This is a genomic window from Lysobacter sp. CA199 (assembly GCF_052078715.1).
Lineage (GTDB): Bacteria > Pseudomonadota > Gammaproteobacteria > Xanthomonadales > Xanthomonadaceae > Lysobacter.
On sequence record NZ_JBQJIL010000015.1, the window covers coordinates 209,891 to 233,118 of the forward strand.

Here is a 23,228-nt window from a genome sequence, read left to right on the forward strand (position 1 = left end):
TCTAACTGCGGCCTCGAAATTAGATCGATTGAATAATGCTTTGGATGAGGTGTCGTCGAAATCCAAGAGTGGCGTTTGCTCGGGCAACGATTGTCTGAATTCTAATGCGTTGAATTTAGATCGATTTAAACCCGTACGCCATTGAGTCCGAACGGTCCGGCCTCGCTCACAGGGCCGGCGTCCACTTCCGGGGAGAGAACGAATGAAGCGGCGAGCGTATTGGATGATCGTTACGGGGCTGGCGGTATCCGCCGGCGCCGCGCAGGCCCAGCAAACGGCCGGCAATGACGCGGCGCAGTCGGAAGGCGAAAGCCGCAGCGCCAAGCAACTCGATGCGGTCAAGGTCACCGGATCGCTGATCCCGCGCGCGCAGATCGAAGGGCCGTCGCCGGTGGTCACGCTGACTCAGGCGCAGATCGACGCGAAGGGATTCGGCAGCGTGTTCGATGCGTTGCGCGCGCTGCCGCAGGCCAACGGTTCGGTGCAGGATCCGCAGTTCACCGGCGGCTACACGCCCGGCGCCAAGACCATCAGCCTGTTCGGCCTGCCGCCGGGATACACGCTCACCCTGCTCAACGGACGGCCGATGGCGAGCTACCCGTTGGCTTACAACGGAGGTAGCAACATCACCGATATCGCCAACGTTCCGCTGAGCATGGTCGAGCGCGTGGACGTGCTGACCGGCGGGCAGTCTTCGATCTACGGCTCGGCGGCGATCGCCGGCGTGGTCAACATCGTGCTCAAGGAACGGGTCGAGGGCACGCATCTGCGCGTGCGCGCCGGCGGCTACAGCGACGGCGGCGGACGCAACGAGCGTCTGCAATTCAGCAGCGGCTTCAATCGCGGCAAACTCGACGTGAGCTACGGCGTGGAATTCGGTCGCGAGCGGCCGGTGTGGGCCTACCAGCGCGACTACATCGATTCGTATTTCGACGATCCCACCGGTCGCGGCGCGGTGCCTTCGCGTACGTTCCTGCGCCAGCAAGTGGGTGCGGGCCAGCATTACATCGATCCGGGCGCGGCGACTTGCGCCCCGCTGAGTTATCTGTACGGCGGCACCACCGCCTACAGTTTCCGCGACGCCGCCGGCACCGGCTATTACTGCGGCAGCGCCCACAATGTCGGCTACACGACCTTGTCCAACGAGAGCACCAACGCCAACGGCTCGGTGTTCCTGCGCTACGCGCTGGACGGCGGGACCGAGCTGTACGCCGACGCGCTCTACAGCTACAGCAACCCGACTTACAGCGGCGGCAGTCCGTTCTGGAACCAGACGTTCTTCAATCGCGACAGCGGCCAGTACGAGCAGTGGCAGCGCATTTTCGCGCCCGAGGAAGTCGGATTGCAGGCCAAGGACCAGCACGTCTACACGCGCAGTTACAACTTCACCGCCGGCGCGCGCGGACCGGTCGGAGACAGCCGCTTCGATTACGATCTGTACTACAACCGCTCCCAGTCCGAGGTGGTCCGCAAGTCCACGGATTTCCTCGCGCGCGACGGCATCGACGACTATTTCCTCGGCCCGCAGTTGGGCACCGATGCGGCCGGGTACAAGATTTTCTCGCCGAACCTGGCCCGGCTCTACCAGCCCCTGGACAAGTCGGTATACGACCGCTCCAGCGACACCAATCGCGCCGACTCGATGGCCTGGACGCAGAACGTCACCGGCACCTTGACCACCACCGAACTGTTCCGGATGCCTGCCGGTCCGGTTGGTTTCGCCGCGATCGTCAAAGCGGGCAACGAGGAGTTCGAAAACAACTCGGCCAGCGAACTGGCCAAGACCGGCTACTTCCGCGGCGCCACCGGACGCACCAGCGCGGCCGGAAAGCGCCGCCAATACGCGGCCGGCGCGGAAATGCAGTTGCCGTTGCTGGACAAGTTCACCGCCAACCTGTCGACCCGCCACGACAAGTACAGTTATGCAAGCGAGGGCAACGGCAAGTTGACCTACAAAGTCGGCTTGGAGTTCCGCCCCACCGAAACCCTGCTGCTGCGCGGCAGCTACGCGACCGCGTTCCGCGCGCCGGACATGTTCAGCCTGTTCTCAAGCCAGAACAGCGGTTACTCCACCTCCACCGACTACTACCGCTGCCGCGTCGCCGGTTACGACGCCAGCTCCTACAATCGCTGTCCGTATGCAGGCCAATCGATGCTGGCCTATTCCAGCGGCAACACCCGTCTCAAGGACATCACCGCGCGCTCGTTCACTTACGGCTTCGTCTGGTCGGCGCTGGACAATGCGCTGAGCCTGTCGGTGGATTACAACTCCATCGTGATCGAGAACGAGGTGCAGACCCTGAGCAACGACCAGATCCTGCGTAACGAGGCGGATTGCCGCCTGGGCGTGTCGGAGAACGGCGACACGGGCTTCGACATCAATTCGCCGACCTGCCGCGAGTTGTTGAGCGAAGTCCGGCGCCTGCCGGCGAACGATCCGGTCACGCCCAACGGCGTCGAGGCGGTCTATACCTATCCCATCAACGTCGCCGAGCAGCGCCAGAGCGGCATCCAATCGACGCTGGATTACCGTGTGCGCAGCGAGCGTCTGGGCGATTTTCTGTTCAACGCCAACTACTACACGGTGCTCAAGCACAGCTCGCGGCAGAGGGACGGCGACGACACCATTGACTTGCTGTGCTGCGCCAACTCCAATGAATTGCGCAGCCGCGCCAGCGCCAGCGCGACCTGGAAACGCGACGACTGGAGCGCGACGCTGTACGGCCTGCGCAACGGCAAGACCTGGAACCGGATCGGCGAGGCGCGCAACGTCGGTCCGCTGATCACCTACAACGCCACGGCCCGTTACCAGATCAATCCCACGTTCTGGATGTCGGTTGCGGTCAACAACCTGACCAACAAGCGACCGCCGGTGGATCGGACCGATGGCGACTGGCCGTATTTCGATCGCGACAATTACAGCGCGTTGGGTCGTTCGTTCTGGTTGGAGCTCGGCGTGGATTTCGGTTCCTGACTGTGCTGCGTTGACGCCGCGTGCGTGTCGCGACCCCGCGTGCGGACGTGCGCGGCGTTGCGTGATCGCGATGCGCATGCGAACAGGGCCGAGGCAAATCCCCCGGCGCAGTCGCATCCACCTGAAGCGCGCCACGCAGGCGCCAGCCCCCTTTTTCAATGGGGCGAAGTTTGCGAGATCTTCATCTGCCGTTGCTCTCACCGTTCCCCCTTTGAAAAAGGGGGCAGGGGGGATTGGCTCTTGTCGCCGAATCGCCGCGTTTCACACCACCCAACCCATCTTCAGCCAACGCGAACGCAGCCGAAAAAACGGCCCGGCAGTCGGGGGACATGCCGGGCCAGAGGTCTTGCTGCGGAGCAGGTTGAGGTCCCTGGAGTACTGGCGTCCAAGCTACTGCCGATGCGCGAAACGAAAGAGCCGCCACCGTCACTGAATCCCGAACTGATGACAAACGTCAGCGCGGAAAGCGCGAAGCCGATCGAGAAAATCGCGGCGGCGTGCATCGTTCGCCGACATCGCGCGACGGTTTCAGCCGTTACTGTTTTTTCTTCGCGCGATCGGGCAATAACGCCGGCAGCAGCGGCGTGATGTCGCCGTCGTTCTTGGCCGGGACGATGCCGATCAAGCGCGCCAGCAGCGGATACACATCGACGTTGTCGAACGGCGGCAAGATCGCGCCGCGCTTGAACGCAGGGCCGCGCGCGAGAAAGATCGCGCGCATCGACGGCAGCGCCGGATCGTAGCCGTGCGAGCCGCGGGTCTGGTTCTTGGGCCAGGCCTTGAGTTTCGCGTCTTCGATCGCGTCCCAGCCTTCGTGCATCTGGCAGACGATCGGCGGCACCCGCGGGTGAGTGCCGTAATGCCAACGCGCCGGCAGCTCGCTCTTGCGCCAGCAGTCGTAATGATCGTGCGGGCCGAGCAGACGGCGTTCGACTTCGGCCTCATGGCCCGGGTTGGGGGCGATGCCGATCGATTGGCCGACCGAAGTCACCACCGCCTGTTCGACCGACACCATGTCCTCGACCGCGATGCGCTGTCCCGGCGCGACTTCGGCCATGCCATGGTCGGACACCACGATCAGGTTGACCCGTTCGAGCTGGCCGTGCGCGGCCAGGCCGTCGAGCAGGCGGCCGACGGCGGCGTCGATGCGTTGCAGGGCCTCACGCGATTCGGGCGAGTTCGGGCCGTGGTCGTGGCTTTCGTGATCGAGCGCATCGAAGTACAAGGTCGCCACGTGCGGGCGCGTGGTGGCGGGTTCGCCCAGCCAACCCAGCACTTCGTCGACGCGCGTGTTCTCGTCGATCTTGGCGTCGAATGGGCGCCAGCGGTTCGGGCGCTGGCCGTGGATCGGCGCTTCGCTGCCGGGCCAGAACAAGGTTGCGCTGCGCAGACCGGCTTTCTGCGCGCCGATCCAGATCGGTTCGCCGCCTTTCCACCAGCGCGTATCGCCCACCGCATCGCGGTCGGAGATCTTGAACTTGCCGATTGCGGTGTCCCACATGCTGTTGTGGATCACCCCATGGTGGTCGGGGCGCAGGCCGGTGACCAGGGTGTAGTGATTGGGAAACGTCAGCGACGGATACGAAGGCGTCATCCATTGCGCGCGCACGCCGTCGCGCGCCAACCGTTCCAGGTTGGGGGTCAGGCCTAGTTCGAAATAGTCGGCGCGGAAGCCGTCGATCGAGATCAACAGCAGCGGCGTGTCGGCCGGCGGCGCGGAGCGGGTCGGCGCGGCGCAGGCGGTCAGGATCAGGACGAAGGCGAGCAGGGCGGCGCGGGCCGCGGGGATGATCGAACGCATCGGCGCATGATAACGGCCGGCGGTTGCCGGCCGGTGTCAGTCGTCGCTCGCGCCGGCCGCGCGGCGAGCCGCCAAGGTCGGCACCATCGGCGATGCGGTCGGCGCCGGCCATGACTTCAGTCGCTGGCGCGGCGCCGCGCGCGGCGGGATAGTGGGCGCGGGTTTTCATCGAGATACGCCATGCGCGCCACCGCTCGTGCCGCCTGTCTGGGCCTGTCGTTGCTGGCGTTCGCGCCGGCGTGGGCGCAGGCCGACGCAAACTCCGGTGCCAAGCCGGCGACGCCCGCTCCGGACGCGGCGCCGCCGTTGACGCCGCTCAGCGACGAGGAATGCGCGGTCTGGGCGCGCGAGCTGAGCTTCGCCCGCTCGGTCGCCGAACACGACACCAAGGCCTTCGCTTCGCATCTGCACGCGCAAGCGGCGTTCGGCGCCGGCCGCCCGCAGCCCACGCGCGGCCGCGAACGAGTGGTCGAGCAATGGGCCGGGCTGATCGAAGGCAAGACCCTGCGGCTGCGTTGGTACCCGACCCGGGTGACCATCGGCGGCGACGGAGAGGTGGCCTGGTCGACCGGGCCGGCGCTCTATCACAAGCTCGATCCGGGCGCGGAACCGCGCTATTCGATCGGCGCGTACCAGTCGGTCTGGCGGCGCGACGGCGACGGGGCGTGGAAGATCGTGTTCGACGACGGTCTGACCCCGCGTCCGGCCACCGAGGCCGAAGCCATGGCCTTCGAACGCGGGCGCCGCGAGGACTGCCCGCGACGCTGACGACTGCTTAAACGGCCGGTGCCGCAGGGCCGTCGTGGCGGTGCCGGAAGCGTAGGCTGGCTGTGTCCGTTACGTCTCAGGGTTCCTGTTCTCAGGAGGTGTTCGATGAAACGTTCGATGCTTGCCGTATTGCTGGGCGCTTGCGTGTTCGCCGCCTCGGCGCAACCCGCGCACGAGGATGCGCGCGAACCGACCACGCCCGCCGCCACGGCCCAGGCCGATGCCAAGCCGGCCGCCGCGGCCGCGGCCGCGAAGAAAGATCGCCGCGATCCCACCTGTCTGACCCAGACCGGTTCGCGTTTGCAACCGCGCAGCCAGAACGGCTGCGCCGGTTACGGCCGCAGCTACAGCCGCGATGACCTCGACCGCACCGGCCGCACCGATGTGGGCCAGGCGCTGCGTCAGCTCGATCCGCGCTTGAACTGAGCGCGCGCGTATCCCTTCCGGTTCGGGCTTCGGTTCGGACCGTCCTCACGCCCGGCCTTGCGCCGGGCGTTTTTTGCGTGCGGGTGTTTTTGCATAGCGGCGCGTCCTTATGCAGCGCCGCAACAAGACCGCATCCGATGGCACTGCATCCGATGGCACGTTTACCCGAACAGAGCCCGGACGATCAATCGAGTCAGGCCCGGCCCCGCAAAAACATTCAAATCCACCGTTCCGGTAACGCCGTCGACGCTCCCGGCCGGCGAATACTGCCAACAGTTCCATGCGTTCCAACCGGTCGGGATTTTCGGCTCGGTTACACCGTAGTCGGCGATCCATAACGGATAACCGGAAAAATCCGCGTTCACCGTCTGATCCCAGAACGAGGGGCTGGTGTAGATCATCGGCCTGCGGCCCAGGGCCTTTTCGACGGTATCCAGCCAGATTTGCAGATTGGCGGCAACGCTGTTGCTGCCGTAATCGCCTTTGAAGGTTTCTATATCGACGACCGGCGGTAGATCCTCGGCGCCGAGCGTTCCGACCGTATGGATGAAATTGTTCGCCTGGGCGACCGGATCGTCATAGGTTTCGTAGAAGTGATAAGCGCCGCGCAACATGCCTGCGCCTTGCATTGCTTGCCAATTGGCGGCGAATTTCGGGTCGAGATAGGTATTGCCTTCGGTGGCCTTGGCGTAGGCGAAGACGATGCCGGCGGCTTTCACCTTTGCCCAATCGACATCGCCTTGGTAGTGGGATACGTCTATGCCATGGATTTGGTCGAGGTTGGTCATTGGATGGCCGTCGTCGCGTTGTGGAGTCGGGGCGGGTCGGCTGCGCGACCCGGTCTGACTGTTGTTAACGACTGGCCGCGGTCGGCGTGAAAAGGGTGAAGGCGGCTATGGCCGCGATGGCTTAGCCGCGCCGCGTGGGGCATTCCGGCAGCGGACCGTTTCAATGCAAGCCGCTTCGGCGGTTGCCGCTCTTGTGGGAGGGGCTTGAGCCCCGACGCTTTTCAGCCGGATCGCGGAGATCCGAGTCAAAAGACGTTGGGGCCGAATCCTCTCGCGACGGTCGAAACCGCTGTCGCAGCTCAGGCTTGTATGCCTTCGAGCAAGCGATCCAGCGACGCCTGGTAGAAATCGCGAAACTCGCGTTCGCCATAACTGAAGCGGCCGGCGCGGTACAGCACGATCAAGCCGTGGGTATGCGCCCACATCGTCATCGCGATGTCCCAAGGATCGCCCGCGCGCAGGCGGCCGGCGTGCTGCGCTTCGATCACCACGTCGGCGACCACGTTCAAGGTCGGCGAGCGGCGCGCGCGGAAATCTTCAGGAAAACGCCGCGCCTGATCGCGCCGCATCGAGAAGGCGTGATCGAACAGATGCGGGTGGGCCAAGGCGTAGTCCAGATAGATCTGCTGGGTGGCGCGCAGGCGCGCGATCACGTCGCCGCCGTCGTTGCGCGCGCTCCAGTGGCGCGAGATCTCCTGGAAGCTGTCGTCGCTGATGCGTTGCAGCAGCGCCTCGCGATTGGGGAAGTGGCGGTAGATCGCCATCGGGGTCACTCCGACCGCCTCGGCGATGCGGCGCATGCTGACCTTCTGTGCGCCGCCGCGCTCGAACAAGGCGCGGGCGGCGCGCAGGATACGGTCGGCGGTGGCGGGCACAGTCATGTATACAGCGTATACATTTTCGCCTCGCAGCGGCAAATTCGGGCGCAAACACCGTATTGGCTGCCCGTCCGGACCGGCGTGCGCTGGCGGGGGCTCGGACCGCGGCGCGATAATTCCTGCTTCTCACGAACGCCGGAGTCGCCGTGTCCGCCACCGATCGCAACGATCCCTCTCGCGTCATCCGCGCCCCGCGCGGCAGCGAAATCAGCTGCAAGTCCTGGCTCAGCGAAGCCGCCTTCCGCATGATCCAGAACAATCTGGACCCGGACGTAGCCGAGAATCCGGCCGAACTGGTGGTCTACGGCGGCATCGGCCGCGCCGCTCGCGACTGGCCTTCGTTCGACGCGATTCTCAAGTCGTTGCGCGAGCTGGAAGATAACGAGACGCTGCTGATCCAATCGGGCAAGCCGGTCGGTGTGTTCCCGACCCATGCCGACGCGCCGCGGGTGTTGCTTGCGAATTCCAACTTGGTCCCGCACTGGGCGACCTGGGAGCACTTCAACGAGCTCGATAAGAAAGGCCTGATGATGTACGGCCAGATGACCGCCGGCAGCTGGATCTACATCGGCTCGCAGGGCATCGTCCAGGGCACGTACGAAACCTTCGTCGAGATGGGACGCCAGCATTACGGCGGAAGCTTGAGCGGCAAGTGGATCCTCACCGCCGGCCTGGGCGGCATGGGCGGCGCGCAGCCGCTGGCCGCGTCGCTGGCCGGCGCGTGCTCGCTCAATATCGAATGCAAGCAGAGCAGCATCGACATGCGTCTGCGCACGCGTTACGTCGACGAACAAGCCAGCGACCTGGATGACGCGCTGGCGCGCATCGCCAAGTACACCGCGGCCGGCGAAGCCAAGTCGATCGCGTTGCTCGGCAATGCCGCGCAAGTGGTGCCGGAACTGGTGCGCCGCGGCGTGCGTCCGGACGCGGTGACCGACCAGACCAGCGCGCACGATCCGGTGCACGGTTATCTGCCGATCGGCTGGACGGTCGAGCAATGGCTGGCCGAACAGAAGATCAATCCCGAAGGCGTGCGCGATGCGGCCAAGAAGTCGATGCGCGTGCATGTCGAAGCGATGCTGGCGTTCCAGCAGCAGGGCATCCCGACCTTCGACTACGGCAACAACATCCGCCAGATGGCGCAGGATGAAGGCTGCAAAAACGCCTTCGATTTCCCCGGTTTCGTGCCGGCCTATGTGCGTGCGCTGTTCTGCCGCGGCGTCGGTCCGTTCCGCTGGGTCGCGCTCAGCGGCGATCCCGAGGACATCTACAAGACCGACGCCAAGGTCAAGGAAATCATCGCCGACGATGCGCATCTGCATCGCTGGCTGGACATGGCCAAGGAGCGCATCAGCTTCCAGGGTTTGCCGGCGCGCATCTGTTGGGTCGGCCTGGGCCTGCGCCACAAGCTCGGCCTGGCTTTCAACGAAATGGTGCGCAACGGCGAGTTGAAGGCGCCGATCGTGATCGGCCGCGATCACCTCGACAGCGGTTCGGTGGCTTCGCCCAACCGCGAAACCGAAGCGATGAAGGACGGCAGCGACGCGGTCAGCGACTGGCCGCTGCTCAACGCCATGCTCAACGTCGCCGGCGGCGCGACCTGGGTGTCGCTGCACCATGGCGGCGGTGTCGGCATGGGTTATTCGCAGCACTCCGGCGTGGTCATCGTTTGCGACGGCAGCGAAGAGGCCGACAAGCGGATCGCGCGAGTGCTGTGGAACGACCCGGGCACCGGCGTGATGCGGCATGCCGATGCGGGCTATGAGATCGCGCAACAGTGCGCGAAGGAGCAGGGGTTGAAGTTGCCGATGCTTTGAACCGGTCGCCGCGATCCGGCGGAGTTACTTGAAATCAACGCCGCGATGCGGCGCGATCTCCCTGTAGGAGCGGCGCGAGCCGCGACATCGTGGTGACGGTCGGCGGCGAAGGATTCGTCGCTGTTGCGTTAGCGCTGTCGCGGCTTGCGCCGCTCCTACAAGGGGCTGCGTTGCGATGAATGCTTGATGTGGGAGCGGCGTAAGTCGCGACATCAGGGGTGCCGTCGGCGGCGAAGATTTCGCCGCAACTGCGTCAGCGCTGGGGCCGCTCCTACACGCGTTTGGGTAAAGACGAACGTACGGCCTGGCGAATCCGGGCCGTCGTCGTTCGTGCGCGATCAACCCGGAATCGAAGGCTCCACCAGCCGCTCCAGCAGGGTCAGCGACTCCTGCCAGCCCAGATGGCACTGCTCGACCGGGATCACCTCGGGAATGCCTTCCTGCACTACCTGCACCTCGGTACCGCAGGACACCTCGCGGAAGGTGATGGTGGTGACCATGGTGCCGGGCAGGTTGGGATCGTCGAAGCGGTCGTCGTGGACGATGCGCTGATTCGGCACCAGTTCCAGATAGGTGCCGCCGAAACTGTGGCCGTTGCCGGTGGAGAAATTGGTGAAGCTCATCTTGTATTTGCCGCCGACCCGCGCGTCCAGCTCGTGCACGGTGCAGGTGAAGCCGTCCGGCGGCAGCCACTTGGACAGGGCGGCGGCATCGAGAAAGGCACGGTAGACGCGCTCGGGCGGGGCGGTGAAGACGCGTTGCAGGCGGACGGTGCCGGTCATGGGTGATCTCCTGTGATGAGGTGAAGCCCTCATGATGTAGACGAACGGGACGGGCGTGGATCGACATCCCAGGGCGAATACATTCTCGTAACGGTCATGCGGGGCGCTGCCGGGGGCGGTTGTCGATCCGGTGTCCCGTGGTTCGTCGTACTGTTGTCACTGGTCAATCGGGCAGCCCGCCCTATCATCGGCCGGTGCGACTACAGCACGGAGCTCGCGATGACTCAAGAACCTTCCACCGTCGATACCCCCGCGGCCGCCGCGCCGCCTGCGCACACGTTGTGGAGCGATCTGCGCGATGCCATCCGCGGCACCGACGCCGACTACACCAAGATCCCGCTGCGGCGCGCGGTGTTCCTGCTGGCCGTGCCGATGGTGCTGGAGCTGGTGCTGGAGTCCACCTTCGCGGTGGTCGACATCTTCTTCGTCGCCAAGCTCGGGCCGTCGGCGGTGGCGACGGTTGGGCTGACCGAGAGTTACCTGTTCCTGCTGTACGCGGTGGCCATGGGCCTGGCGATGGCGGTGACCGCGGTGGTGGCGCGGCGGGTGGGCGAGGGCAGGCGCGAGGACGCGGCGATCACCGCAGTGCAGGCGATCTTCATCGCTTTGCTGGTCTCGGTGTTGCCCGCCGTGGCCGGCATTTTCTATGCCCAGGACCTGCTGCGGCTGATGGGCGCCGATGCCTGGAGCATCGAACACGGCTACCGCTACACCCAGTGGATGCTCGGCGGCAACGCGGTGATCATGCTGTTGTTCGTGATCAACGCGATCTTCCGCGGCGCCGGCGACGCGGCCATTGCGATGCGGGTGCTGTGGCTGTCCAACGGTCTGAACATCCTGCTGTGCCCGCTGCTGATCTTCGGCCTCGGGCCGGTGCCGGCGCTCGGCATCGAGGGCGCGGCGATCGCCACCAATATCGGCCGCGGCATCGGCGTGCTGTTCCAACTGTGGGTGCTGTTCCACGGCGGCAAGCACATCCGGGTGACGATGGCGCAACTGGTCTGGCGCGGCGCCATGCTGTGGAACATCGTGCGCACCTCGCTCGGCGGCGTCGGCCAGATGATCGTGGCGATGACTTCGTGGATCTTCCTGATGCGGATTCTCGCCAGCATCGGCAGCGAAGCCGTCGCCGGTGCGACCATCGCCATCCGCATCATGATGTTCACGATGATGCCGGCCTGGGGCATGTCCAACGCCGCCGCGACCTTGGTCGGGCAGAATCTCGGCGCGTCGCAGCCCGATCGTGCCGAAGCCTCGGTGTGGCATATCGGCTGGTACAACATGGCCTATCTGGTGATCGTCTCGGTGCTGTTCTTCGCGTTCCCGCGGCAGTTGATGGATTTGTTCACCGACGATCCGCAGGTGATCGCGATCGGCGCGGAATGGTTGCGGATTCTGTCGTACTCGTTCTTCATCTACGGCTGGTGGATGGTGACGGTGCAGGCCTTCAACGGCGCCGGCGACACCATGACGCCGACCAAGATCAACGTGGTGTTCTTCTGGCTGATCCAGATCCCGCTGTCGTACGTGCTGGCCATTACCCTGGATTGGAAGCATTCGGGCGTGTTCTGGGGCGTGTTCATTTCCGAAACTTCGGTCGGCCTGTTCACGCTGTGGTTGTTCACTCGCGGGCGTTGGAAGAACGCGCAGGTATAAGGCTTCTGTGGCGGGTCTTCAGTCCCGGCGCTTTCGATCGGTTCGTCTCGAACCGGTAAAAGCGCTGGGGCGTGAGCCTCTCCCCCTATTTGCGGAAACCTCGGCGAGTCGAGTCCTGATTTTCAGGCGGCCGGTTCGGCCAACGGCGCCGACCATTCGACTTCGGTTTGGCGGAACTGGCCAGGAAACAGTTCGCCCGGCAGCGAGGCCGGACGCAATACGCCGTGCCGCCGTACCGCTTGCGCGGCGAGCCGGTCGATACCGGCGCTGATCAAGGCTTCGAGCTCGTTGTAACGCGGATCGTAATGGCCGTACTTGGGATGCGTGTCCGAGGTCTGCCGCCCGGCGTTGACCTCGGCTTCCCAACGTCGCCAGATCACCCAATGCTCCTGCGCCCAGGCCCAGGTTTCCGCGTCGATCGGCGTGACCACGAACACCTCGCCGTACTCCTCGTTTTCCAAGTCGTACACACGGGAGAAGTAGTGCGGCCGGCCCTCGCAATCGGCGATGCCGGTGCGCGGACCGTCCCAGTAGTCCCAGGTCATGTGGATGGGTTCGTAGGCCATGGAGATGGGTTGCGGGATCGGGTGGCGATAGCATGCGCGATCGGTCGGCCCGGTCAAGATCGCACTGCACCATCCGCGATGGCGCCCGCTGCGGCCCGCGTCGGGCGCCGCGAGCTTCGATGCTGTCGTGCGATCAGCGATCCGTCCACACCGCCAATTCGTAACCGCGCCTTGGTCGATCGCGCACATCGCAGCCAACCTGGCCGCGTAAGCCGCGAGGTCTTTTGTGAGAGGGCCTTCAGGCCCGACGCCCGCACCGCGCCCGCAAACGAAAAGGGCCGCCGTCGCCGGCAGCCCTTTCGCATCGCATCGCGTGGCAACGCCAGGCGACGGACTACTTCGACAGCTCCAGCGCCAAGGACGACACCCAGCCCTTGTTGCCGAGTTCGTCCTCGACTTCCCACATCGCGCCCTGCTTATTGCCGGTGGGGTAGAGCATCATGCCCGCATCGAGCGGACGCACCACCTTGCCGGCGCCGTTGGACGCGGCGAACAAGCGCGCGGCCTTGACCACGGTGACCGCCTGCTGCGAATTCGACGCCGAGGGGTTGTCCGACAGGCCGCCGAGTTCGGAGACCAGATTGGTGTAGGCCTGCAGATAGGCCATGGTGATGACCTGACCGACTTCGGTGTTGGCGTAACCCGACACGCCGGCGCCGCCCAGACCGCTGCTGCCGAACAACGCGCCGCTGGCGCCGAAGCCGATGTCGGTCTTCTTGGCGCTGCCTTCGGCCATCGCGACCTGTTCGGAGGAACGCACGTCGGTGACGGTGAGCACCACGTCGGCGGTCTTCTTGTTGAAGTTGAGGTTGCTGGCGACCGCGCCGGCCTTGCCGCCGATCAGGCCGCCGAGCATGCCGCCGATCGCGTTGCCGCCGGCGTTGCTGTTCTTGGAGATCAGATCGGGCACCAGCACGTAGTCGGCGGCGCGGATCTGGCCCTTGCCGACGTTGGACTTGTTGCGCAGCTGGCCGCTGGAGGACAACTCGCGCTCGCGCATGGCCATGTCCATGCCGGCGCCGCGGTCGACCAGGGTGAAGCAGCGCGACTTCTGCACGAACACCTTGATCAGCTTGCTCGGCGCCGGCAGTTGCTGGCCGCTCCACCAGTTGACCGAGTCTTCCGGCTCGATCACCGAGATCGCGCCGAGGTTCTTGGAGCAGGTCGGGATCTGAGTCATCTTCTCGGCGCGCAGATCCTGCGCGCTCTTGCGCTGGGCCCACGTCGGTGCGGCGGTCAGCGCCAGTCCCAGGCCGATCGCGCATACGGCGGCCGGGATTGCCCTAATTGCGGTCTTCATTGTCGGTTCGTTCCTTCAAACTGCTTCCCTGAAAGCCGCGTCCATTGCGGCGCGCGGCGCCTGCGCGGTCGTCCCGTCCGATCCCGGCCTCGCTGCGAGGCAGCGGGAGGTCTACCGGATTCCCCAGGCGGGTTCGGGCGGGTTGGTCCCGTCCGAGCGACGACTCGCCCGCCGATGATAACGTGATAGCTGTCGTATTCAGGCCAGGGGCCGGCCGCACCGACAGACGGCGCCGGGCGCTGAGCGGCTCGCAGCCGTGCGGCCGGGCTCTGGACTCAACCTGTGCGACCTCCGCCGGCGATCCTGTCGACGGTTTTCTGCCCGGTATTCCGATCATGCTCACGACCCTGGCCATCGCCAATTACCGATCCCTGCGCGAACTGGCCGTGCCGATGGCGCGGCTCAACGTGGTCACCGGCGCCAACGGCAGCGGCAAGTCGAATCTGTACCGTGCGCTGCGCCTGCTGGCGGAAACCGCGCAAGGCGGCGTGGTGCCGGCGCTGGCGCGCGAAGGCGGATTGGAATCGTCGCTGTGGGCCGGGCCGGAAACGATCAGCGCACGGATGAAACGCGGCGAGGTGCCGATCCAGGGCGGGGCGCGCAAGGACCCGGTCTCGCTGCGCCTGGGTTTCGCCGGCGAAGACTACGGCTACGCCATCGACCTGGGCCTGCCGATTCCATCGAATTCGCGTTTCACCCACGACCCCCAGATCAAACGCGAAGCCATCTGGAGCGGCCCGTTCCTGCGCAGCGCCAATGTGCTGGTCGACCGCAACGGCAGCATGGCGCGCGTGCGCGACGGCCGCGGCTGGCGCGTGGTCGCGCAACACCTGAGTCCGTTCGAAAGCCTGTTCGCGCAGATCGCCGACCCGCACGCCGCGCCCGAAGTGCTGACCCTGCGCGAAACCATCCGTGGTTGGCGCTTCTATGATCACTTTCGCAGCGACGCCCACGCACCTGCGCGGCAACCGCAACTGGGCACGCGCACCCCGGTGTTGAGCCACGACGGCCGCGACCTCGCCGCGGCGTGGCAGACCATCATCGAAATCGGCGACGAACGCGCATTGGCCGCGGCGGTCGACGACGCCTTCCCCGGCGCGCGCGTGGACATCGCCGGCGAAGGCGCACGTTTCGCGCTCGAGTTCCATCAACACGGTCTGCTGCGGCCGTTGTCGGCGGCCGAACTCTCCGACGGCACCTTGCGTTACCTGCTGTGGATCGCCGCACTGCACACCCCGCGCCCGCCGCCGCTGATGGTGCTCAACGAACCGGAAACCAGTCTGCATCCGGATTTACTTCCGGCGCTGGCGCGGTTGATCGCGCACGCGGCCAAACGCACGCAGGTGTGGGTGGTCTCGCACGCCTCGCGCTTGATCAGTGCGTTGGAGCAGGTGGATGACTGCAACAGCATCCATCTGGAGAAACAGTTCAGCCAGACGCAGATCGTGGGGCAGGGGATGCTGGATGCGCCGGCTTGGTATTGGCCGGAGCGGTGAGCGGATTTTATGCGCCGTGCTGGACTTAAGCAGCGGCTCTGCGAGAAACAACAAAACCTGAGGCGAATTCAGGCGTCGGAACAAACTGCGACTGCAGTTGCACTTTCGCGGTCGTTTTATTTCAGCGCGATTGCAGTTACCCACCCGAACATGCGTCAGCCTTGACTGCCCCCGCGCACGGGGAGTAAATGGAGCAATCAGCCCGGCCAGGAATTGCCGGCGGCGTCGCAACAGCAGCGACGCCCGATCGTTACAACGGTCCAAGCCACATGGAGTAGTGCAAATGGAATTGCCGATGTTCGCGGTAACACGCGCCCTCAAGTTCGAGGGCCTCTCCCAGCCTACGATCGCTCGCGGCGCGAGCGCGCGGCTTTCTTGCCCATCCCTCATTGATGCCCGTGGCGTAGCCGCCTCGGGCGCTTGCGCGTGCTCGTCTGGCATCGCGGAAGTCCTTCCTTTCTGATTTCGGGAATCGACCATGTTCACAAGGATTCGTTACATGACGCCCAAACCCGAGTGGTTTCCCTCCGGCCGGATGTCCGGTTGGATCAAGCACGCCGTGCACCTGGGGCTGCTGCTATGCAGCACCGGCGCGGTCGCGGAGGAAAGTCAGATCAAATGGCAGATGACGGCATTCACCAGTCCGCCGCCTACGGCGCATGACACCCAGTACCAAGCCGAAGAAGCCATCAAGGTGATACCCAGCCCCTTCGGCGGTGCGCCCAGTCCTTTCCTGGAGATGACCAAGATCAAGGAGATCGCGCCAAGGGCCGACGGTAAAGCCGATGTCGTTTACTGGATGGGTCTATCGTCGCCGCTAGATCCGGATTGGCGCTACAGCCATGGACTCTCCCTGGACAAGTTCGCCGCCGAAGCGGAAATGGCCGCGTCCTTGAAGGCGTACTACGACGAGGAAAACCCGCATTGCCCGATCAAGGCGAAAGTCACTCCCGTCGGGGCCTGGGCCGCTTCGGTGCCTGGCTACGAAGGCCTGCTCGAAGAGCGGGAGTACACGGTCGAGTACTACACCGGACTCAACACGCCGAATTCGCCCTGCGAGGCGATGTCCGATCCAGTGGGCACGCAACGCGGCCGCAAACAGCAATGCCCGAGCCAGTGGACGCAGTGGAGCAACGAGCGCCAAGCCTGCGTCAACGAGAACTTCCTCGCCAACGTCGTCACCAACAAACTGCTCACTTGCGAAACGGCGACACCGGCGGTGTTTTCCGGGCTGGCGGGAAATCCCTGCGACACCAAGACCGGCGAGAAGAGCGAACATCAGCAGGATTTCGACCTGGGTTGGATCGCCTTCACGCGCAGCTATCACTCTGGCGTCGCGATCCGCTCCGGCGGCTTCGGCCCGGGTTGGACGCATTCGCTGGACCTGCGGCTCAGTATTTCTGCAGATACTCTCAGTCTGACCGGAGGCAACGGCTACCAGGTGCGCTACAAGAAAGTCGGCGATGCCTATATCGCAGCCGACAACAGCGGCGATCGGGTAGTCGCATCCGGCCCGCAATGGCGCTTGCATCGCGAGAACTCGGTTCTGCTGTTCGATGGCAAGGGACGCCTCGTGGAGCGGCAGGCCGAAGACGGCACCGCATTGATCTACACCTACAGCGATCATGGCCGCCTGGAGAAGGTCACGCACTCCACTGGCCGCTCGTTGCAACTCAATTACACGGACAGCTCCGGCGACGCCCTGATCACCTCGGTGACCTCAGAGGGCGCGACGCTGGCCAGTTACACCTATACCGCGAAGCGCCAGGTCGAAACGGCGACCTTCCCCGGCGGTACTTATCGAAAATATCACTATGAGGACACACGCTTCCCGCGCCATCTGACCGGCGTGACGGTGGAAGGCGAGGTGCGTTACAGCACCTTCGCCTACGACACCAAGGGGCGCGTGATCTCCAGTCAGCACGACAGCGGCATCGACGGAGTCGCCCTGGCCTACCGGCCGGAAGGCGGCGCGGTCGTGACCGATGCGCTGGGTCATCAGACGACGTATGGTCTGACCAGCGGCACCGGGGCGCTACCGCGGCGGGTCAGCGACGTCGTCGATGATCGCGGCGCGTTGAGCAAGATCTACAACGACGAAACAGCCGACTTCCGTGGCCGTTCTGCCGAATTCACCGATCGCAAGAACGTTAAAGCCAAATATGCCTACGCCGAAGCCAACGACCCGGTGACCGGCGCGCTTGCGCGCACCGTGACCACCACCGAAGCCGCAGGCACGGCGCAACAGCGCGTCACGTTGGAACGCCACGATATCGCCAGCAACCGGCCGATCTACTCGGCCATCGCCAATCGCGAGACCCGCATCGTCCGCAACGCACGCCTGCAGCCTGCCTCGATCGCCGTGCGCGACACGACTACCAACGAAACCCGCACCACCACGTTCGCCTACTGCGAAGCTGCCGACGTCGCCGCCAGCAACAGCGCCTGCCCGATCCTGGGCCTGCCCAAGTCGGCCGACGGCCCGCGCAGCGACGTCAGCGACCTAGTCCGCTTCGAGTACTACGGCAGCGACGACAGCACCTGCGCCAGCCAGCCCCCGCTGTGCACTTTCCGCAAAGGCGACCTGCGCAAGACCATCGACGCGCTCAACCGCACCACCGAAGTGCTGGGCTACGACCCGCAAGGCCGACCGCTGTCGGTGCTGGATGCCAACGGCGTAGTGACCGATTACGAGTACAACTCGCGCGGCTGGATCACCGCCACCAAGATCCGCGGCGCCGACAACGCCGTGGAAACCGACGACCGCATCACCCGCGTCGAACATTGGCCGACCGGGTTGGTCAAGAAGGTCACCCTGCCGGGCAATGTGGCCACCACCTACACCTACGATGCGGCCCAGCGCCTAACCGACATCACCGACAACGCCGGTAACTTCATCCACTACACCCTGGATTTGGCCGGCAACCGTAAGCAGGAAGACACCAAGACCGCCAACGGCACGCTCAAGCGGACGTTGTCGCGCGTGTTCAATACCCTGAGCCAGCTGGAAGCACTCAAGGACGCTTCGGAGAACCCGACCGGCTTCCGCTACGACAAGAACGGCAACCCGGACCGGACGACCGACGCGCTGCTGCGGAATACCGACCAGGCCTACGACCCGCTCAATCGCCTTATCACCACCATGCAAGACGTGGGCGGACTGAACGTTGAGACGAATCTGGAGTACAACGCCTTCGACCAGATCACCAAGGTCAAGGATCCCAAGCGCCTCGACACCGTCTATGCCTACAACGGCTTCGGCGACCGGACGAAACTGACCAGCCCGGACACCGGCGTCACCGACTACACCTACAACGCCGGCCTGCTGGCGACCAAGAAGGACGCCAACGACGCCGTCGCTCACCGCTACACCTACGACGCCTTGAACCGTCCGAAGGCGATCTTCTACACCACCGCGGGCCCGGCCGATGTCGAGTACGACTACGATGTCGTCAATACCGAGTGCGCCGCAGGTCAGACCTTCGCGCTGGGTCGCGTCACCGCGATGCGTCACGACGGCACCGAACTGAAATACTGCTACGACCGCTTCGGCCAGGTCGTGCGCAAGGTGCAGGTCGTCGCGGGCAAGAGCTTCACCCTGAAGTATGCCTACACCATCGCAGGCCACCTCTACACCGTCACCTATCCCGACGGGACCACAGTGGACTACGTCCGCGATACCCAAGCGCGCATCAAGGAAATCGGCGTCCGCCCGTACGGCGGAACCCGCACGGTGCTGTTGAACAATGCCACCTACGAACCGTTCGGCCCGGTGACCGGTTGGACCTACGGCAACGGCCGCGCTCTGAGCCGCACTTACGACCAGGACTACCGCCCGAAGACCATCTTCGACCCGGCCAGTGGCGGGTTGTCGCTGGGCTACGGCTACAACACGGTCGGTGAGCTGACCCAGCTGAAAGACGGTCAGCACCTCGCGACGCAGGCCAGTTACGACTACGACACGGTCGGCCGGCTCACGGTTACCCGCGACGGTGCGAGTACTACCGCGTTGGAGACCTACGGTTACGACAAGACCGGGAACCGGACCAGCCTGCTGTACGCCGGAATCACCGATAGCTACAACTACCCGACGACCAGCCATCGCCTGAGCGGTATCGGGGCAACCAGTCGGGGTTACGACGCGGTCGGCAACACCACCAGCATCGGCGGTACGGCCAAAGAGTTCGTCTACAACGCTAATGACCGGATGAAGCAGGTCAAGCTGGGCGGCGTGGTGAAGATGGGGTATCGCTATAACGCTATCGGCGAGCGCGTTGCCGCGATCAGTGGCGATACGGGACCGGTCACCACGTACACCCTGTACGACGAAGCCGGGCAGTGGATCGGCGATTACGACAGCATCGGCGCGGCGGTCCAGCAAGCCGTCTGGATGGGCAGCGCACCAGTTGGTCTCCTGGCTGGTGCGGGCGCCAATCAGTCACTGAAGTACATACAGCCCGATCACTTGGGCACGCCAAGATCAGTCATCGACCCCGCTCGAAACATCGCGACCTGGACGTGGAATGCTAAGAGCGAAGTGTTCGGCAACAGTCCGCCGAATCAGGATCCCGACCTTGATGGCAGTACGTTCGTGTTCAACATGCGATTCCCGGGGCAGCGTCATGACCCAAATACCGGACTGAGCTATAACTACTTCCGGGACTATGATCCGGTTAGCGGGCGGTACATCCAAAGCGACCCCATTGGCTTAGCAGGCGGCGTAAGCACTTACGGCTATGTCGGCGGTTCACCGGGAGACACCGTTGATGCTCTAGGCTTGGTCTGTCCGACTGACTTGAAAAAGGCAGGCAAATGCTTCGACTCCAGCAACTATGATCCGACCAAACACGGCACTACCACCGTTGTAGGCACGCCAGCTACCGATAGCATCTTCTTAGCCAATGGCAAGACGCTCGACAAATCCGAGAAGGAAGAGTTCTATGCGGGTATCGGCAAGGATGGGCTTTTTACGCCAATCGCCGGCGAAGGGAGGGAAAGTTCTAGGGGCTTTACTGGAAGTTTTGACGTTGACGTTTCGAAAACCGCCGCTATCTGCCACTCGCATCCCCAAGGGAGCAACTACTCCCCCATACCCGGGTGGGGTGATGATGCGGCGGTCAAATTAGGCGTTCCGAATTACATTGTGAGAAATGGGGTCTACGGCGTACTTGAAAAGGACAATGGCCAGTATCAATATCGGCTCCTCAAAGGCCGGCTTGAGCCGGTGCATAGAAAGCTGATTCGTCAGGAACTTAACAAATTGCAGAACAAGCCATAACCCAATGGATTCTGAGGCTACGATGAAATCCCTTCTTTTAATTCTGTTTGCATTTTTGTTCGTGCCGGTACATGCGTTGGCGGCGGATGTAAGCCAGGAAGAACAGAAGCTGTCCATGCGAACGCTTTTGGATCCTTCAGTATTGATAGCACGAAGGACATCCCTCGTTGGAAGATTGTATTGGGATGTTAAAGACAAGTCTGTGTACGAAATCGGCACGCCAAGTGAAGGCCGGCCAAGCTCGTATTGCCTGCCTGTGTTGATCGACGCGGGGAATGGTGAAATGACGGCAAAAGTGTCAGAGCTAAACGCAAAGGATGTGAGAATCGATGGAATAATTGCTTACGCGGCAAGGGACCCGGGATCGACGTCAATCACGGCCTGCAAGCAACTGGGCATATACCTGATAAGCATCAAAGCGCTCAGCCCTGACTAACCCTTTGCGAAAATATTTGCGTAGCTTCACCAAGGCCCCGGCAACGGGGCCTTTTTCTTTTTGCATCCACCGCAGCTCGGTCATTCAAGCCCGCGCGACCTTCTTCTGCGCAAGCTGTTGGCCGAAGGCGCGGACGCGGGGATCCGAGAGCAGTTGGGCGACGTCGACCGCATTGCTGAGCTGGTATGCGACCTCGTCGTGCACATCCAGAACAAGATCGTTGAGGCCAAACGCGGGATCAGACCGTTCGGTCTGCCTATGCACCGACCGGTTAGTTGAAACGAACTTCGTCTCGACGGAGCCGAAAGCGTCACCCGTCTGCGCTTCGATGGCGGTAACGGACCGCCCCAGCATTACCCGACGCCGCGAAGAGCGCCGTGCGACCGGGACGACCGGTAGCCGCTCTTTCCGCCAGCCGCAGATCCAGCCGATGTCGGCGCAGAGTTTCAGCAGCTTCTTCTCAAGCCTGTCGCGCAGGTTGGCGTCGTGCTTGGATGGGCTCGCCGCTTGCCTGGATCGATTGCGCTTCGTGTTCTTCATGCCGTATCTCGCTACAGTGAGCTGATGACCACAATGCCGTCACGATGACGGCACAGCAACCGCGATCTCGCTGCCGTGACGGTCGTGACGCTTGTGATGGTGTATCCGGACCTTGAACTATGCGCGGAAGCAGAGGGTAGGAAGCGGCTGCCGAGCCGAGGCTTGGTTCGGACGACGCCATCGAAATAGCTTCCGACAAGTAGTAGCCTTAGCTATCTAGGACGGAAGGCAACGGAGGGCGTATGGATCGGCGTCAGTTTGTATGCGGGTTTGCTCTGATGACAATGTCGCTCCCTTTGGTGGCGAGCGATGCGGACGCAACCTGCCCCATCTGCCAGGGCCAGCTAGCCAATAGCGCCGATCTCAAGGACGATCTGTCCAGGCCGAGTCGAAACCTTGACGTTTGGAGTCGAGCGGCGGATTGCTTGGTCGTAGGAGAAGAGGGTGGCCGGATATGCACCCGTTGCTGGTACGTTTTCAGAGAGGGTGCCTGGACCCGATCCTCGGAACGACCAGATGACTTCCATCGTCCGTTGACCTACGCGATCTCCGCATTCCCTATGCCAGGGAAGAACCGCATACGCGGTAGCGCGGTCTATCACCAGCAGCTACTCGGCGCCGACGGTAAAGGTGGCATAGTCGAGAGCCTCAACTTCTGGGGAGCGAAGTCGAACAAATACGTCGCCAGCATTCGGCAGCATTCGAAGCTCCACGGCATCCATTTGGTGATGGAAGATCACGAGAGCGCGCCAGGAGACATCTACGTTGTTGCGAAGTTTGACACGCGATCTAAGTCCTCGTGGGACGACTTGGAATAGATTTGGCGGATGGACCGCAACGGCGGCGTCCTTCCTTTTCAGATCTCAAAGATAGGCCGATCGACCTACATCCAGAAGATCGGCGGCAAGCGCCACTTCTGCCACCCATCCGTTGACGGCAGCGTCGAATCGGTCAGGAAGGAGATCGCGCCCGCCTTCCGCATCCGCGTGAGTGAGGTCGCGTTGAAGAGGAGTGCAGGCGGCCGCTATGCGCCGGTCGTCTTCACATCTGGCCCGACGGAATGGATCTTCGTGGAATCGGACAGGGCACGACAGGCGCGGATATGATTCCCACAATGGCCACAAGGCCGTCAGCGCAGATCCAGGCATGGACGTCAGAGACACAAAGCGCTTTCCCGACTTGCTACCCATGATGATCCTGGGGCTTGGATTGTTTCTTCTGTTCGTCGCCGTGTTGGTCGTGGGCCTTCTTGCCATTCAGGCATTTGGCTATGAAACAGCGATTGTAAAATGCGATGGCGCTCGGCTGTTCAAGAACGGACAGGTCGCGAAGAATAGCCATGTGGAAATGACGTACACACGGTATACATCCGTTGTCAAACTCTGGGAGGATGGATTCGGCACCCTTGATGTAAGGGGTGTTGATCCTGTCGGGTTCCTTGAACTATGGGGCACCGAAGACAATCTCTCGCTTTACGAGCGAGTTTACTTACCAGAAATCACAATGGTTGGTACGTATTCGATAAAGACCGGCGACATGCAGGTGAATTTTGTTGACGGTATTCACGGCAACGACTTCAAGTACGTCGCCAAGTGTGACCTGACCTGAAAAAACTGATCCAGATCGATTGTTCATAAACTATGACCAAGGAGATTTGGACCATGCCCAAGAAGCGCTTTAGTTCCGAAGAGATCATCCACAAGCTGCGAGAGGCCGAGGTGC

General features: G+C 63.4%; 17 protein-coding genes. 10 read left to right on the forward strand and 7 right to left on the reverse strand.

Annotated features, from left to right (window positions below; all coding sequences use genetic code 11):
- Window positions 1–202 precede the first annotated feature (202 nt).
- Window positions 203–2,974: a TonB-dependent receptor plug domain-containing protein gene (locus tag ACTOWJ_RS25695; RefSeq protein ID WP_441337463.1), complete on the forward strand. Its 2,772-nt coding sequence runs from the start codon at window positions 203–205 to the stop codon at window positions 2,972–2,974.
- Between the two features lie 535 nt (window positions 2,975–3,509).
- On the opposite strand, the gene ACTOWJ_RS25700 is transcribed toward ACTOWJ_RS25695, so the two are convergent.
- Window positions 3,510–4,775, reverse strand: coding sequence for an alkaline phosphatase family protein (locus ACTOWJ_RS25700; RefSeq protein ID WP_441337464.1), 1,266 nt, complete (start codon window positions 4,773–4,775; stop codon window positions 3,510–3,512).
- A 180-nt stretch (window positions 4,776–4,955) separates the two neighbouring features.
- On the opposite strand from ACTOWJ_RS25700, the gene ACTOWJ_RS25705 reads away from it, so the two are divergent.
- Window positions 4,956–5,543, forward strand: coding sequence for a YybH family protein (locus tag ACTOWJ_RS25705; RefSeq protein ID WP_441337465.1), 588 nt, complete (start codon window positions 4,956–4,958; stop codon window positions 5,541–5,543).
- Window positions 5,544–5,648: 105 nt separating this feature from the next.
- Window positions 5,649–5,969, forward strand: coding sequence for a hypothetical protein (locus tag ACTOWJ_RS25710; RefSeq protein ID WP_441337466.1), 321 nt, complete (start codon window positions 5,649–5,651; stop codon window positions 5,967–5,969).
- 161 nt (window positions 5,970–6,130) lie between these two features.
- On the opposite strand, the gene ACTOWJ_RS25715 is transcribed toward ACTOWJ_RS25710, so the two are convergent.
- Entirely contained in the window at window positions 6,131–6,757 is a 627-nt protein-coding gene (locus ACTOWJ_RS25715) for a glycoside hydrolase family 25 protein (protein WP_441337467.1), read from the reverse strand.
- Window positions 6,758–7,056: 299 nt separating this feature from the next.
- Window positions 7,057–7,638 (reverse strand): TetR/AcrR family transcriptional regulator, encoded by a 582-nt coding sequence (locus ACTOWJ_RS25720; protein ID WP_441337468.1) that lies wholly within the window; start codon window positions 7,636–7,638, stop codon window positions 7,057–7,059.
- A 143-nt stretch (window positions 7,639–7,781) separates the two neighbouring features.
- Here ACTOWJ_RS25720 and hutU point away from each other — a divergent pair, with 143 nt between their 5' ends.
- Window positions 7,782–9,452 carry a urocanate hydratase gene (hutU, locus tag ACTOWJ_RS25725; protein ID WP_441337469.1) on the forward strand — a complete coding sequence of 557 codons (1,671 nt, stop codon included), beginning with the start codon at window positions 7,782–7,784 and terminating at the stop codon, window positions 9,450–9,452.
- Between the two features lie 338 nt (window positions 9,453–9,790).
- Here the strand turns inward: hutU and ACTOWJ_RS25730 are convergent, their stop codons facing one another.
- Window positions 9,791–10,234, reverse strand: a complete 444-nt coding sequence (locus ACTOWJ_RS25730; protein WP_441337470.1) for an SRPBCC family protein — start codon at window positions 10,232–10,234, stop codon at window positions 9,791–9,793.
- Between the two features lie 219 nt (window positions 10,235–10,453).
- Here ACTOWJ_RS25730 and ACTOWJ_RS25735 point away from each other — a divergent pair, with 219 nt between their 5' ends.
- Complete coding sequence (locus tag ACTOWJ_RS25735; RefSeq protein ID WP_441337471.1) at window positions 10,454–11,890, forward strand: MATE family efflux transporter; 1,437 nt, start codon at window positions 10,454–10,456, stop codon at window positions 11,888–11,890.
- A 122-nt stretch (window positions 11,891–12,012) separates the two neighbouring features.
- Here the strand turns inward: ACTOWJ_RS25735 and ACTOWJ_RS25740 are convergent, their stop codons facing one another.
- The gene (locus ACTOWJ_RS25740) at window positions 12,013–12,456 is read right to left on the reverse strand and encodes a hypothetical protein (RefSeq protein WP_441337472.1); all 444 of its coding nucleotides are present in this window, start codon (window positions 12,454–12,456) and stop codon (window positions 12,013–12,015) included.
- Window positions 12,457–12,790: 334 nt separating this feature from the next.
- Entirely contained in the window at window positions 12,791–13,756 is a 966-nt protein-coding gene (locus ACTOWJ_RS25745) for a CsgG/HfaB family protein (protein WP_441337473.1), read from the reverse strand.
- Between the two features lie 335 nt (window positions 13,757–14,091).
- Here ACTOWJ_RS25745 and ACTOWJ_RS25750 point away from each other — a divergent pair, with 335 nt between their 5' ends.
- The 3 genes from ACTOWJ_RS25750 to ACTOWJ_RS25760 all read left to right on the forward strand — a co-directional run bounded on the left by ACTOWJ_RS25750 (window position 14,092) and on the right by ACTOWJ_RS25760 (window position 20,966).
- A complete protein-coding gene (locus tag ACTOWJ_RS25750; RefSeq protein ID WP_441337474.1) occupies window positions 14,092–15,252 on the forward strand; it encodes an AAA family ATPase in 1,161 nt (386 codons plus the stop codon).
- A gap of 499 nt (window positions 15,253–15,751) precedes the next feature.
- Window positions 15,752–20,530, forward strand: coding sequence for an RHS repeat-associated core domain-containing protein (locus ACTOWJ_RS25755; protein WP_441337475.1), 4,779 nt, complete (start codon window positions 15,752–15,754; stop codon window positions 20,528–20,530).
- 22 nt (window positions 20,531–20,552) lie between these two features.
- The gene (locus ACTOWJ_RS25760; RefSeq protein WP_441337476.1) at window positions 20,553–20,966 is read left to right on the forward strand and encodes a hypothetical protein; all 414 of its coding nucleotides are present in this window, start codon (window positions 20,553–20,555) and stop codon (window positions 20,964–20,966) included.
- 84 nt (window positions 20,967–21,050) lie between these two features.
- Here ACTOWJ_RS25760 and ACTOWJ_RS25765 read toward each other — a convergent pair whose 3' ends face one another.
- Entirely contained in the window at window positions 21,051–21,506 is a 456-nt protein-coding gene (locus tag ACTOWJ_RS25765) for a hypothetical protein (RefSeq protein WP_441337477.1), read from the reverse strand.
- Window positions 21,507–22,333: 827 nt separating this feature from the next.
- Between ACTOWJ_RS25765 and ACTOWJ_RS25770 the strand changes: the two genes are divergently transcribed.
- A complete protein-coding gene (locus tag ACTOWJ_RS25770) occupies window positions 22,334–22,612 on the forward strand; it encodes a hypothetical protein (RefSeq protein WP_441333908.1) in 279 nt (92 codons plus the stop codon).
- Between the two features lie 40 nt (window positions 22,613–22,652).
- Window positions 22,653–23,114 carry a hypothetical protein gene (locus ACTOWJ_RS25775; protein ID WP_441337478.1) on the forward strand — a complete coding sequence of 154 codons (462 nt, stop codon included), beginning with the start codon at window positions 22,653–22,655 and terminating at the stop codon, window positions 23,112–23,114.
- The last annotated feature ends 114 nt before the right edge of the window (window positions 23,115–23,228 follow it).

Coding starts and splice junctions, on each gene's coding strand:
- ACTOWJ_RS25695 (WP_441337463.1), top strand. CDS start 203: ATGAAGCGGCGAGCGTATTGGATGATCGTTACGGGGCTGGCGGTATCC.
- ACTOWJ_RS25700 (WP_441337464.1), bottom strand. CDS start 4,775: ATGCGTTCGATCATCCCCGCGGCCCGCGCCGCCCTGCTCGCCTTCGTC.
- ACTOWJ_RS25705 (WP_441337465.1), top strand. CDS start 4,956: ATGCGCGCCACCGCTCGTGCCGCCTGTCTGGGCCTGTCGTTGCTGGCG.
- ACTOWJ_RS25710 (WP_441337466.1), top strand. CDS start 5,649: ATGAAACGTTCGATGCTTGCCGTATTGCTGGGCGCTTGCGTGTTCGCC.
- ACTOWJ_RS25715 (WP_441337467.1), bottom strand. CDS start 6,757: ATGACCAACCTCGACCAAATCCATGGCATAGACGTATCCCACTACCAA.
- ACTOWJ_RS25720 (WP_441337468.1), bottom strand. CDS start 7,638: ATGACTGTGCCCGCCACCGCCGACCGTATCCTGCGCGCCGCCCGCGCC.
- ACTOWJ_RS25730 (WP_441337470.1), bottom strand. CDS start 10,234: ATGACCGGCACCGTCCGCCTGCAACGCGTCTTCACCGCCCCGCCCGAG.
- ACTOWJ_RS25735 (WP_441337471.1), top strand. CDS start 10,454: ATGACTCAAGAACCTTCCACCGTCGATACCCCCGCGGCCGCCGCGCCG.
- ACTOWJ_RS25740 (WP_441337472.1), bottom strand. CDS start 12,456: ATGGCCTACGAACCCATCCACATGACCTGGGACTACTGGGACGGTCCG.
- ACTOWJ_RS25745 (WP_441337473.1), bottom strand. CDS start 13,756: ATGAAGACCGCAATTAGGGCAATCCCGGCCGCCGTATGCGCGATCGGC.
- ACTOWJ_RS25750 (WP_441337474.1), top strand. CDS start 14,092: ATGCTCACGACCCTGGCCATCGCCAATTACCGATCCCTGCGCGAACTG.
- ACTOWJ_RS25755 (WP_441337475.1), top strand. CDS start 15,752: ATGACGCCCAAACCCGAGTGGTTTCCCTCCGGCCGGATGTCCGGTTGG.
- ACTOWJ_RS25760 (WP_441337476.1), top strand. CDS start 20,553: ATGAAATCCCTTCTTTTAATTCTGTTTGCATTTTTGTTCGTGCCGGTA.
- ACTOWJ_RS25765 (WP_441337477.1), bottom strand. CDS start 21,506: ATGAAGAACACGAAGCGCAATCGATCCAGGCAAGCGGCGAGCCCATCC.
- ACTOWJ_RS25770 (WP_441333908.1), top strand. CDS start 22,334: ATGGACCGCAACGGCGGCGTCCTTCCTTTTCAGATCTCAAAGATAGGC.
- ACTOWJ_RS25775 (WP_441337478.1), top strand. CDS start 22,653: ATGGACGTCAGAGACACAAAGCGCTTTCCCGACTTGCTACCCATGATG.